Origin of the sequence: Pandoraea pneumonica (assembly GCF_049918595.1) — a bacterium.
Taxonomy (GTDB): domain Bacteria; phylum Pseudomonadota; class Gammaproteobacteria; order Burkholderiales; family Burkholderiaceae; genus Pandoraea; species Pandoraea pneumonica_A.
Map to the genome: position 1 here is coordinate 632,087 of NZ_JBNCRZ010000001.1, position 12,626 is coordinate 644,712.

At 63.6% G+C, this 12,626-nt stretch carries 10 protein-coding genes; 9 read left to right on the top strand and 1 reads right to left on the bottom strand.

Annotated features, from left to right (window positions below; all coding sequences use genetic code 11):
* Positions 1–19: 19 nt before the first annotated feature.
* The 7 genes from ACPWR9_RS02985 (at position 20) to ACPWR9_RS03015 (ending at position 9,550) form a co-directional block, all read left to right on the top strand.
* Positions 20–1,627, top strand: a complete 1,608-nt coding sequence (locus tag ACPWR9_RS02985) for a carboxyl transferase domain-containing protein (protein ID WP_150679818.1) — start codon at positions 20–22, stop codon at positions 1,625–1,627.
* Positions 1,628–1,658: 31 nt separating this feature from the next.
* Positions 1,659–2,450 carry an enoyl-CoA hydratase/isomerase family protein gene (locus tag ACPWR9_RS02990; RefSeq protein ID WP_426296537.1) on the top strand — a complete coding sequence of 264 codons (792 nt, stop codon included), beginning with the start codon at positions 1,659–1,661 and terminating at the stop codon, positions 2,448–2,450.
* 357 nt (positions 2,451–2,807) lie between these two features.
* Entirely contained in the window at positions 2,808–4,244 is a 1,437-nt protein-coding gene (bioA, locus tag ACPWR9_RS02995; RefSeq protein WP_426296536.1) for an adenosylmethionine--8-amino-7-oxononanoate transaminase, read from the top strand.
* Positions 4,241–5,449 carry an 8-amino-7-oxononanoate synthase gene (gene bioF, locus ACPWR9_RS03000; RefSeq protein ID WP_426296535.1) on the top strand — a complete coding sequence of 403 codons (1,209 nt, stop codon included), beginning with the start codon at positions 4,241–4,243 and terminating at the stop codon, positions 5,447–5,449. Before bioA ends, bioF begins: the two co-directional genes overlap by 4 nt.
* A complete protein-coding gene (gene bioD / locus ACPWR9_RS03005; protein ID WP_426296534.1) occupies positions 5,442–6,197 on the top strand; it encodes a dethiobiotin synthase in 756 nt (251 codons plus the stop codon). The genes bioF and bioD overlap by 8 nt, the downstream gene beginning before the upstream one ends.
* 33 nt (positions 6,198–6,230) lie before the next feature.
* A complete protein-coding gene (gene bioB, locus ACPWR9_RS03010; protein ID WP_426296533.1) occupies positions 6,231–7,295 on the top strand; it encodes a biotin synthase BioB in 1,065 nt (354 codons plus the stop codon).
* Positions 7,296–7,528: 233 nt separating this feature from the next.
* The gene (locus tag ACPWR9_RS03015) at positions 7,529–9,550 is read left to right on the top strand and encodes an acetyl-CoA carboxylase biotin carboxylase subunit (protein ID WP_426296532.1); all 2,022 of its coding nucleotides are present in this window, start codon (positions 7,529–7,531) and stop codon (positions 9,548–9,550) included.
* Between the two features lie 43 nt (positions 9,551–9,593).
* Here ACPWR9_RS03015 and ACPWR9_RS03020 read toward each other — a convergent pair whose 3' ends face one another.
* On the bottom strand, positions 9,594–10,400 hold the full coding sequence (locus tag ACPWR9_RS03020) for an AraC family transcriptional regulator (protein WP_426296531.1): 807 nt from the start codon (positions 10,398–10,400) through the stop codon (positions 9,594–9,596).
* 326 nt (positions 10,401–10,726) lie between these two features.
* On the opposite strand from ACPWR9_RS03020, the gene ACPWR9_RS03025 reads away from it, so the two are divergent.
* Together ACPWR9_RS03025 and ACPWR9_RS03030 are read left to right on the top strand one after the other, a co-directional pair.
* Positions 10,727–11,929 (top strand): porin, encoded by a 1,203-nt coding sequence (locus ACPWR9_RS03025; protein ID WP_426296530.1) that lies wholly within the window; start codon positions 10,727–10,729, stop codon positions 11,927–11,929.
* A 283-nt stretch (positions 11,930–12,212) separates the two neighbouring features.
* On the top strand, positions 12,213–12,398 hold the full coding sequence (locus tag ACPWR9_RS03030; RefSeq protein ID WP_426296529.1) for a hypothetical protein: 186 nt from the start codon (positions 12,213–12,215) through the stop codon (positions 12,396–12,398).
* Positions 12,399–12,626: the final 228 nt, after the last annotated feature.

The following is a 12,626-nucleotide window of genomic DNA, read 5'->3' on the forward strand; positions in this document are numbered from 1 at the left end:
CTCCACCGGATTTCGTCACATGCCGATTCTCGAAAGCAAGCTCAACCCGCGCGGCGAAGACTTTGCACGCAACGCGGCCACGATGCAGACGCTGGTCGACGACCTGCGCGAGCGCATTGCGCAACTCTCGGGCGGCGGCGGCGAAGCCGCCCGCAAGAAGCATGTGGCGCGCGGCAAGCTGCTGCCGCGCGAGCGTGTCCAGCAACTGCTCGATCCGGGCTCGCCGTTTCTCGAACTCTCGCAGCTCGCCGCCATCGGCATGTACCACGACGACGCACCGGGTGCGGGCATCATCACCGGCATTGGCCGCGTGTCCGGTCAAGAGTGCGTGATCGTGTGCAACGACGCGACGGTCAAGGGCGGCACGTACTACCCGATGACGGTCAAGAAGCACCTGCGCGCGCAGGAGATCGCCGAGCAGAACCATCTGCCGTGTATTTATCTGGTCGACTCGGGCGGTGCCAATCTGCCGAACCAAGACGACGTGTTCCCCGATCGCGATCACTTCGGTCGCATCTTCTACAACCAGGCGACGATGTCCGCGCAGGGCATTCCGCAGATCGCCGTGGTGATGGGCTCGTGCACGGCCGGTGGCGCGTATGTGCCCGCCATGAGCGACGAGTCGATCATCGTGAAAGACCAGGGCACGATTTTCCTCGGCGGCCCGCCACTGGTGAAAGCGGCCACCGGTGAAGAAGTGAGCGCGGAAGACCTCGGCGGTGCCGACGTGCACACGCGACTGTCGGGTGTCGCCGACCATTTCGCGCAGAACGATGCGCACGCGCTGTCGATTGCGCGCAGCATCGCGGCGAACCTGAACCGCCGCAAACCGGCTACCGTCGCAGTGAAGACGCCGGTCGAACCGAAGTACGACCCGCGTGAGCTTTACGGCGTGATTCCCGCCGATACGAAGAAGCCGTTCGACGTGCGCGAAGTCATCGCGCGTCTGGTCGACGGTTCGGAATTCGACGAATTCAAGGCGCGTTACGGCACCACCCTCGTGTGCGGATTCGCGCACCTGTGGGGCTATCCGGTGGGTATCGTCGCGAACAACGGCATTCTGTTCTCGGAGTCGGCGCAAAAAGGCGCGCACTTTATCGAACTGTGCTGCCAGCGCAAGATTCCGCTGATCTTCTTGCAGAACATCACCGGCTTCATGGTGGGGCGCAAGTACGAGAACGAAGGTATCGCCAAACACGGCGCGAAGATGGTCACGGCGGTCGCCACGGCCAACGTGCCGAAGTTCACCGTCATCATCGGCGGCTCGTTCGGCGCGGGCAACTACGGCATGTGTGGGCGCGCGTACTCGCCGCGCTTCCTGTGGATGTGGCCGAACTCGCGTATCTCGGTGATGGGTGGCGAGCAAGCCGCCTCGGTGCTGGCGACCGTCAAACGCGACGGCATCGAAGCCAAGGGCGGTCAGTGGAGCGCCGCCGAAGAAGACGCGTTCAAGCAGCCGATTCGCGAACAGTACGAACGTCAGGGTCACCCGTATTACGCCAGCGCCCGCCTGTGGGACGACGGCGTGATCGATCCGGCCGATACGCGCACGGTGCTGGGGCTTGGCCTGTCGGCTGCGCTCAACGCACCGATCCCGGAAACGCGCTTCGGCCTGTTCCGCATGTAATCGCCCCGACGCCACCGAGAGATTTGCTGTCATGAACCTTGCCACGCTCAAACTCAGCGTCGACGCCCACGTCGCCACGGTCACACTCAACCGTCCCGACGTGCGTAACGCGTTCAACGAAACCGTAATCGAAGAGTTGACGGGTGCGTTTCGCGCACTCGCCACCAACGACGACGTGCGCGTCATCGTACTGGCCGCCGAAGGCGTTGCCTTTTGCGCGGGCGCCGATCTGAACTGGATGAAGACGATGGCCGGTTACTCGGACGCCGAGAACCGGGCCGACGCGATGACGCTCGCGGTCATGCTCAACACGATTTACCGCTGCCCGAAGCCGGTGATCGCCCGCGTGCAAGGCGACACGTATGCAGGCGGCGTCGGACTCGCAGCGGTGGCCGATATCGTTGTGGCCGTCGACACGGCGCACTTCTGCCTGTCGGAAGCGCGCCTTGGCCTGATCCCCGCAACCATCGGCCCGTATGTCATTCGCGCACTGGGCGAGGCGGCGTCGCGCCGCTATTTCCTCACCGCAGAGCGCTTTACCGCTGCCACCGCGCAACGTCATGGTCTCGTGCATGAAGTGGTCGCTGCCGATGCGCTCGACAGCACCGTGCAAGCACTCGCCAAGGCATTGGCCGACAACAGCCCGAACGCCGTGAAGGAGTGCAAGCGCCTCGTGCAGGACTTCGCGAGCCGCACCATCGATGACGCAGCCATCGCCGAGACCGCCGATCGTATTGCCACGATTCGCGCGTCCGACGAGGGCCGCGAAGGCGTTCGATCCTTCCTCGAGAAGCGTTCGCCGTCGTGGCGCGACGCGTCCTGAGCCTGCAAAACACCGGCGATTTCGTGGCGTAGCGCCGCTTGAGGCCAGTACCACGCGAAATCGCCCGCAATACGGTTACAAATTTTTTTTGGGAGGGGTGACGGCGGAGAAGCCGCAACGTTATCGACGCGTTTTCAGAATTTATCGATAACGTCTTGCTATAGCTTGCAAGAGCACGATATTTCACGCCATTTCCGCCTATTGCCCTGCCAAATCGCTTTGCCTACCATGCGCCCATCCCCCACCTCCGGCCTCGTTCAGAAACGCACCTCGCGTACGTCTGACGACGGCCAGCCGGGCGAGTCGGCAGCGGTGCACCTGCACCTGCGTCGCTCGCCTCGGTGCACGAAGGAGTCAATGATGGACGCCCAAATCCGGCAAGCTCAAGGGCACCCCCCCGCCATCGCCGACCAGACTGCACGCGTTGACGCGTCAGGCCCCGGCAACCTCGCGGCACGCAGTCAGCGGCAGGTCTGGCACCCCTGCACGCAGATGAAGCAGCAGGCCAAGCTGCCCCTCGTCGCGCTCTCGCATGGCGAAGGCGCGTGGCTCGTCGATACCGACGGCCAGCGCTACCTCGACGCGATCAGCTCGTGGTGGGTCAACCTGTTCGGCCATGCGAACCCGCGCATCAATGCGGCGCTGATCGACCAGCTCGGCCGCCTCGAACACGCGATGCTCGCGGGCTTCACGCACGAGCCCGTTGTGGCGCTCGCCGAACGTCTGTCGGCGCTCACCGGCGGCGTACTCGGCCATGCGTTCTTCGCCTCCGATGGCGCGTCTGCCGTCGAGATCGCCCTGAAGATGAGTTTCCACGCGTGGCGCAATCAAGGCCACAGCGATAAGCGCGAATTCGTTTGCGTGAAAAACGGCTATCACGGCGAGACGCTCGGCGCGCTCGCGGTGACCGATGTTGCCCTCTTCCGCGACGCATACGATCCGCTGCTGCGTCATGCGCACGTGGTGGCATCGCCCGATGCGCGTCTCGCTCGCGAGGGTGAGACGGCGGCGGATGTGGCGAAGCGCGCTGCCGCCGAACTCGATGCATTGCTCACGCAGTGCGAGGGCCGTGTGGCTGCCGTGATCGTCGAGCCGCTGGTGCAATGCGCCGCTGGCATGGCGATGCACGACCCCGTCTATTTGCGCGAAGTGCGTGCATTGTGCGACAAGCACGGCGCGCACATGATCGCCGATGAAATCGCCGTCGGTTGTGGCCGTACGGGCACGTTCTTCGCCTGCGAGCAGGCCGATGTGTGGCCCGATTTGCTCACGCTGTCGAAAGGCATCAGCGGCGGCTACCTGCCGCTCTCGCTGGTGCTCTCGCGCGACGCGATCTACGACGCGTTCTACGACGACGACACCGCGCGCGGCTTCCTGCACTCGCATTCGTACACGGGCAACCCGCTCGCGTGCCGCGCCGCACTCGCCACGCTCGACATCTTTGCCGACGACGATGTGCTCGCGAACAACGCCACGCGTGCTGCACGCCTCACGCAAGCCCTCGCGCCGCTCGCAGACGACGCGCGCGCACAGCACTTCCGTCAACGCGGCATGATCTGGGCGTTCGACGCCAAGCTGCCCGAGAAGGCCGGTGCTGCCGGTGCTTTCGCAAAGCGGTTCTACAGCGAAGCGCGCGCGCGCGGTGTGCTGCTGCGCCCGCTCGGTGCGACGGTGTATCTCATGCCGCCGTATGTGCTCGACGAGAGCACCAGCGACTGGCTGGCGCAGCAAACGATCGCCGCATTCGACGCGACGATGCGTCAGGGCTTCAACAGCATGGAGATGGCAGCATGAGCGCACATCCCTTGCTCGAACGAATCGAAGCCGGGTTGGCCGATATCGACCGCGCACACCTGCGCCGCACGCATCGCGTGGTGTCGACGCCCTGCCAGCCGCACTTGCGCGCGGATGGCCGCGACGTACTCGCCTTCGCCAGTAACGATTACCTTGGCCTCGCCGCACATCCGAAGATCGTGGAAGCCTTGATCGACGGTGCGCGACGCTACGGCGCTGGCAGTGGCGCATCGCACCTCATCAGCGGCCACTCGCAGGCGCACGCCGAACTCGAAGCAGCGCTCGCCGACTTCATGTCGCCGCATCTGGTCGATGGCCGTGCGCTGTATTTCTGCACGGGCTACATGGCCAATCTGGCGACGATCTCCGCGCTCGCCAACAAAGACGCCGAAATCTTTTCCGAGGAACTCAACCACGCCTCGCTGATCGACGGCGCACGCCTGTCGCGCGCCCGCACGCATGTCTATCCGCATGGCGACGTGGCCGCGCTGGCCGCCTTGCTCGAAGCCAGCGAGGCCGAGACGAAGCTGATTGTGACGGACGGCGTGTTCTCGATGGATGGCGACATCGCGCCGCTGCCGCAATTGCTGGCGCTCGCCGAAAAGCACAATGCATGGCTCATCGTCGACGATGCGCACGGCTTCGGTGTGATCGGCGAGAACGGTCGAGGCGTGTTCGAGCCCTTCGATCTTCGCTCGCCGAATCTCGTCATCATCGGCACGCTCGGTAAAGCGGCGGGTGTTGCCGGGGCTTACGTCGCGGCGCATAAGAGCGTGATCGAGTGGCTGATCAATCGCGCACGCCCTTACATCTTCACGACAGCCGCAGCCCCCGCACAAGCGCAGGCATTACTTGCCAGCCTTGCGCTGATTCGCGGCGACGAAGGGCGTGAGCGGCGCGCGGCGTTGCAAGCCCGCATCTTTCAACTGCGCAGCTCGCTCAAGCTCAAGCATTGGCGGCATATCGCATCGCCCACGGGTGTGCAGCCGATCATTCTTGGTGAGAACGCCGCGGCACTGCACGCACAGGCCGGACTGGCAGAAGCCGGGCTTTGGGTTCCCGCCATCCGGCCGCCGACCGTGGCACCGGGCACGTCGCGTCTGCGCGTGACGCTCTCGGCTGCCCACACGCAGGACGACGTCGCGCGACTCACGGCGGCGATCAACCAACTCGACCACGACTGGACGGCGCACGCGCATGGCTAATCAAGACATCATCACGCCGGTTGCCGAGCGAGGCACGCCCGCGCGACACGCCTTCTTCGTGACAGGCACCGATACGGAAATCGGAAAAACGCTCGTGTCGTCGGCACTGCTGCACGCGTCGGCGCGACGCGGCCTCGTCTGTGCCGGACTGAAGTCCGTCGCGGCAGGGGCCATCGAAAGCGACGGCCGCTACATCAACGACGATGTCGAGCAGTTGCACGACGCCAGCAATCTCAAGCTGCCGGATGACTGGTACTGCCCGTATGTGTTGAAAGACGCCACCGCGCCGCACATCGCCGCTGCCGAAGAGGGCATCGCGCTCGACTGCGAAGTCATTCGCGCAGGCTACGCGCGCGTGGCTGCGCGCGCCGATCTGGTGATCGTCGAAGGAGTGGGCGGTTTTCGCGTGCCGCTCGGCGACGGATGCAACACGCCCGACACCGCCGACCTCGCCCGTCAACTGGGCTTGCCGGTGATTCTCGTGGTCGGCTTGCGGCTCGGCTGCATCAATCACGCCTTGCTGACGGCGGAAGCCATTGCATCGCGCGGACTGACGTTAGCGGGCTGGGTCGCCAATCATGTCGACCCGCAGATGCGCCACGCGGAGGCGAACATCGACGCCATTGCGCAACGTTTGCCCGCACCGCTGCTCGGCCGCATTCCGCATTTGCCGCATCCCGATGCGGCCACGGCCTCCGGCTATCTCGACATCACGGCGCTGCTCGACCCCACGCAAGTCGCGCGCTAATTACCGAATACACAGAATTTAAGGACACCTTCAATGCAAGTTCACGCTCACACCGCCGATCATGGTCACGACGAAGCCCTGCGCCGCAACGACAAGCCGTGGCGCGTCGAGGACATCGAAGCGCTCTTCGCGCTGCCGTTCAACGACCTGATCTTCCGTGCGCAGCAAGTGCACCGCGAGCACTTCGATGCCAACGCCGTGCAACTCTCGTCGCTGCTCTCGATCAAGACCGGCGGCTGCCCGGAAGACTGCGCGTATTGCCCGCAATCGGCGAAGTACGACACCGGCGTGGACGCCGAGAAGCTCATGCCGATCGATGAAGTGATTGCCGCCGCGCAAGCCGCCAAGGATGCCGGCGCGACGCGCTTCTGCATGGGCGCCGCGTGGCGCAGCCCGAAGCCGCATCAGGTCGACGCCGTCGGCGAGATGGTGCGCAGCGTGAAGGCACTCGGTCTCGAGACGTGCGTCACGCTCGGGATGCTGCGCGACGGTCAGGCCGAACAGCTGCGCGAAGCCGGTCTCGACTACTACAACCACAACCTCGACACGTCGCCCGAGTTCTATGGGCAGATCATCACCACGCGCACGTATCAAGATCGCCTCGACACGCTGGCTCGCGTGCGCGAAGCGGGTTTGAAAGTGTGCTGCGGCGGCATCGTCGGGCTGGGTGAAACGCGTCGCGAGCGCGCGGGCCTGATCGCGCAACTGGCGAACATGTCGCCGTATCCGGAATCGGTGCCGATCAACAACCTCATCAAGATCGACGGCACGCCGCTGGAGAACAACGAGAGCGTCGATCCGTTCGACTTCGTGCGCATGATTGCCGTGGCGCGTATCACCATGCCGCGCGCGATGGTGCGCCTGTCCGCCGGGCGCGAAGAGATGGACGAAGCGCTGCAATCGCTGTGCTTCCTCGCGGGCGCGAATTCGATGTTCTACGGCGACAAGCTGCTCGTCACGCAGAACCCGCAAGCCGAAGCCGACCGTCAACTGCTCGCGCGCTTGGGCATGCGTACGTCGACCGAAGCAAAGCTAGGCACGGAAGCGGCGGGTTGCGGTGAAGCCGAGGGTGGATTGGCGGCGTGCAAGACGCACTAAGGCAGTGACGCATTGACGGCGGCACGATAGATTTGAACGTTTAAACGTTTGGAAAGCCGGTGTCGCAGCGAGCATCGCAACAGACGATGCTGCGGCACCGGCGGCGACAGATAGCAAGAAAGTAGCGATATAGCAGCAGGACAGAGAAGCAGGCGCGAGTGCGTCGGCGGTTTGCCACAAGCGAGCCTGCCGAGTGCGAACGTCGCCCCAATCGATCATTTTCCGGAGGCAATATGTTCGACAAGATCCTCATCGCCAACCGCGGCGAAATCGCCTGCCGTGTGGCAGCCACTGCCGCACGTCTGGGCATTCGCACGGTCGCGGTCTATTCCGACGCCGACGCGCAAGCCAAGCACGTCGCCGTGTGCGACGAGGCCGTTCACGTGGGCGGCGCCGCGGCGCGCGACAGCTATCTGCGCATCGACGCCATCATCGCCGCCGCCAAGGCCACTGGCGCGCAAGCCATTCACCCCGGCTATGGCTTTCTGTCCGAGAACGAAGCGTTCGCCAAGGCCTGTGACGAAGCAGGCATCGTCTTCATCGGCCCGCCGGTCGGTGCCATTCACGCCATGGGCAGCAAGAGCGCCGCGAAAACCCTCATGGAAGGCGCTGCCGTGCCCCTCGTGCCGGGCTATCACGGCGACAATCAGGACGCCGCCTTCCTGCACGCCCGCGCCGACGAGATCGGCTACCCCGTGCTGCTCAAAGCGAGTGCAGGTGGCGGCGGCAAGGGCATGCGCGTGGTCGAGCGCAGCGAAGAATTCCGCAGCGCGCTGGCCTCGTGCCAGCGTGAGGCCGCGAGCAGCTTCGGCGACGAGCGCGTGCTGGTCGAGAAGTACCTGACGCGTCCGCGTCACATCGAAATTCAGGTGTTCGCCGATACGCACGGCAACTGCGTCTATCTGTTCGAGCGCGACTGCTCGGTGCAGCGCCGCCACCAGAAGGTGCTGGAAGAAGCCCCCGCCCCAGGCATGACCGCCGAGCGTCGTCAGGCCATGGGCGATGCCGCCTGCAACGCCGCACGTGCGGTGGGATACGTGGGCGCAGGCACCGTCGAATTCATCGCCAATCAGGACGGCTCGTTCTACTTCATGGAGATGAACACGCGCTTGCAGGTGGAGCACCCTGTCACCGAGATGATCACGGGCCTCGATCTGGTCGAGTGGCAGTTGCGCGTGGCCGCCGGTGAAGTGCTGCCGCGCAAGCAAGACGAGCTGCGTATTCATGGCCATGCGCTCGAAGCGCGTATCTACGCCGAGAACCCGGACAACAACTTCCTGCCGTCGACCGGTACGCTCTCGACGCTGCGCCCGCCGGCCGCCGTGCAATTCGAAATCGGTGCCGGTGCGACGCCTGCCGCAGTACGTATCGATTCTGGCGTGCGTGAGGGCGACACCATCTCGCCGTTCTACGACCCGATGATCGCCAAGCTGATCGTGTGGGGACAAGACCGCGACGAAGCCCTGGCCCGGATGCGCCGGGCGCTCGGACAGTACCGTGTGGTCGGCGTGCAAACGAACATCGCATTCCTCGGGCGGCTGGTTGCGAGCGAACCATTCGCCGGGGCCGATCTCGACACGGGGTTGATCGAGCGCCACCGCGACACGCTGTTCACCGGCGCAGCGCCCGTGCCAGCGACAACGCTGGCGCTGGCCGTGGCCGCGCAGCTCTCGCGCGAGGCCATCGTCGGCCGCCGCAAGTATCAGGACAGCATCGATCATCACTCGCCGTGGCAACTCGCCACCGGCTGGCGTCTGAATGGCGACTACCGCCGCACGCTGTCGTTCGATCAGGGCGAGACGCGTCATGACGTCGTACTCACGAGCGGCGCACAGGCCAGCACGCTCACCGTCGACGGCGAAACCTATCCGTATCGCTATACCCACGACGGCGGCGTGTACCGCGTGACGCTCGGCGAGCGCCGCGTGCAAGGACATGTCGACTTCGAGCACGAAGTGGCGCACGTGTTTGCCGATGGTCATGCCCGGGCGTTGCGTTGGCACGACCCACTCGCACAGGCCGGGGCGCAGGAAGGGGGCGAAGGCCGCCTGACGGCACCGATGCCGGGCAAGGTCATTGCCGTGCTGGCACCAGCCGGGACGAAGGTCGAGAAAGGCGCGCCGCTGCTCGTGATGGAAGCGATGAAGATGGAACACACCATCAGCGCACCGGCCGACGGCGAGATCGAAGAAGTGCTGTACGCCGTGGGCGATCAAGTGCCCGAAGGCGCGCAGTTGCTGGCGTTCAAGCGGTGAGATCTACGAGATAAGGTTCAGGCGGTGGGGTGAGCGCCAAAGCTCAAGTGATCGCGCCGCCTCGCCCCTCTCCCAGAATCGTCTGACGCCGGAAATGCTCCGGCGTCAGACCCGACTGGCGCGTGAACATCTCGATGAATGCCGACGGCGTGGCGTAGCCCAGATCGAACGCAATCGCCTTGACCGTCTGTCCGGCCTCCAACCCCTCGATGGCGCGTAAGAAGCGCATGCGCTGGCGCCATTGCCCCAATGTCATCCCCAACTCCACCCGGCAGTGACGCGCGAGCGTGCGCTCGGTCATGGACGTTGTCTGCGCCCATTGGGCGAGCGTACGGTTGTCGCCGGGCTCGCTTTGCAGGGCCTGCAAGATACGCACGAGTGCGGGAGATTTGGCCTGCGGAAGAAAACGCGGCTCGGCAGGTGCCAGTGCTAGTTGATCGACCAGCACCTGCGCAAGACGCTTGTCGGCCTCGGTTTTCGGCGATGCCACACCACGTTCGGCGAAGTCCGACAGTATGGCCCGCAGCAAGCCGCTGATGCGTAATGTGGCCGCATGCGATGGCAGCACGTTCGCGAGCGATGCGTCGATGTACACCGAGCGGTAGATCACCGCGTGCGCGTTGAAGCTGGCATGTGCGGCTTTCGGCGGAATCCAGACAGCGTACTGGGGCGGCGAGAGATAGCGCGCGCCCTCGATTTCAAGCTGCATCACGCCATTCGCCACATAGTTCAGCGTGCCCCAATCATGGCGATGCGGCACCCACGCCGTCTGCGCGTCGAACTCGTCGTAGCGGAAGTACACCGGATACGGCAGCGTCTTGAAGGTGGGCCAGTTGTAACGAACGGTCATTGCACGGTTCCCGCATTTTTTCGCATCTTACCCGCTCCGCGCGGGACGTCGCCGCAGCCCAGCCGAAACGTCACCGAAGCGCTGCGGTAACGAGATGCTAGTCCTATCAACATCAAAAACGCCGCGAATTGCGGCGTTTTTTCATTATTTTTGAGGATGGTTCTTAGAAACGCGATAGGCGATATCGCGATGTCATCGCTGTGACGGGCCTTTCCGGGCAATGGGAATTTTCATCAGGATTCCAAACCGGTATTCAACAATATTCTCGGTGTCGATATCAACCACGCGCAGCCACGCTGCCCGACACCATGACACAACATCTCCCTATGTTTACCGGTCCGCGTGCCCTTGCGCTCGCGGCAACCCTCGCGCTGTTCACGCTGCCGACTGGCGTCCATGCGCAGAACAACGTCACGCTCTACGGCACCCTCGATTCCGGCTTCGTTCATGCCAACAATGTTGCGCAAGGTAACGGTTCGGTCGCGTTGTCGCAGATCACCAGCAACATTCTCTCCGGCAGCCGTTGGGGCTTGCGCGGCACCGAGTCGCTCGGCAACGGACTCACCGCACTCTTTCAAATTGAAAGCGGCTTTAACGCGGTGACCGGTCAGCTCGGCAATGGTGGCCTCGCGTTTGGGCGCAAGGCGATCGTGGGCTTGAAGGGCGATCGATGGGGCGAGATCACGATCGGCCGCCAGTACGATCCCGTCGTCAATCTCGTGCAGGGTCTGACAGCCGACGGCTACTTCGGCGGGTTCTTCGCGACGCCGGGCGATGTCGACAACTACGACAACGGCGCGCGCATCAACAACTCGATCCGCTATGCCACGCCCAACTACGGCGGCCTGCAATTCGAAGGCATGTATGCGATGGGCAATGTCGCGGGTAAGGCCGGGTCCGGCCGCTCGTACGGCATCGCGGGTGCGTACAGCAACGGGCCGCTCGCACTCGGTGCCGGTTTCTTCTTTGCCGACGGTGGCAGCAAAGTGGATCAGGTGGCGGGGTCGCAGGACGAAGGTCTGCGCCAGTGGTCCAGCAGCGCGGGCTCGCTGTTCAATTCGTCGATCAATGTTGGCTTGCGTACGGCGAGCAAGGTGCGCATCGCGCGCGTGGGCGGCAAGTACGCCGTCGGTCCGGCCGTTCTCGGCATGTCGTATTCGCATGCCCAATACGCCAGCGACGGACTGTCGGCTTTCAGCGGCACGGCCAAGTTCGATACGGTCAATGCCTTCGCCAGCTATGCACTCACGCCAGCGCTGAGCACCGGGGTCGGCTACAGCTACACGCGTCTGCGCGGCCCGCGCCAAACTGCGGCGCATTACAACCAGTTCAACGCGGGCGTCACCTATGCCCTGTCGAAACGTACGGCGACGTATGTGATTGGCGGTTATCAAAAGGCCGCCGGTAAGACACTCGACGCGTCGGGCACGCAAGCCGTCGATGCGACCGCATCTGTCGGCTCATATGGGCTCAACGCCGGTTCGCGCTCACAGCTCCTGATCGGCATGGGCCTGAAGCACAGCTTCTGATCCTAAGCACCCCAATCGGCCCATTCCCGTGGATTCATGCGGGTTTGGGCTGATTTTCCGAATGAAATTATCGGCTTAGTATTCAAACGATCGTTTGGATGTTTTGGACTGATTTGCTTATCCGAATACAGTATTTCTAATTTCAAGGGTTTACCCTATTCGGGAAAATCATTAGAATTCGTTTGCATCAAAGTTTGAAGCAGACGCAACCGGCGGTACCCAATGCTTTTGGAATCGATTCGCTCCGGTTGGTTTGGCAGCGAATGAATTCAGGAGAAGGGTTGTGAGTTTCGTCAGTTGGTCGTTGATTGCCCTCGTCGCCATCGGCATTTCGGCCGCACGTGTGCGTCAACTGCATCGCAAAGCGACGCGTCTGGCCGCTTCGGCACATGTGGATCGCGTCTTGCGTTATCGCCGTAGCCATCGCCGCACGCCTTGCACACGCATTCAGTTCAAAGACGCTGCGTAAGCCTTACCGCGCAGCGCCCGCAGTAGCAGTAGCAGTAGCAGTATTTGGCAGTTCAGTAAGTTGGCCGTTCGGCTTTATCGCTGTACTCGCATCACCCGCAGTCCTGTCGTTTAGAAGGTCTTGCATCAATGCAGTCCCCGTCGACGTTAGACGGCTCGCGCAGTCGTAGTGAAATCAAGCTTTACCCGCAGTGGTAGTCCGCAGTACTCATTGCTGTTTTCCGGCGCT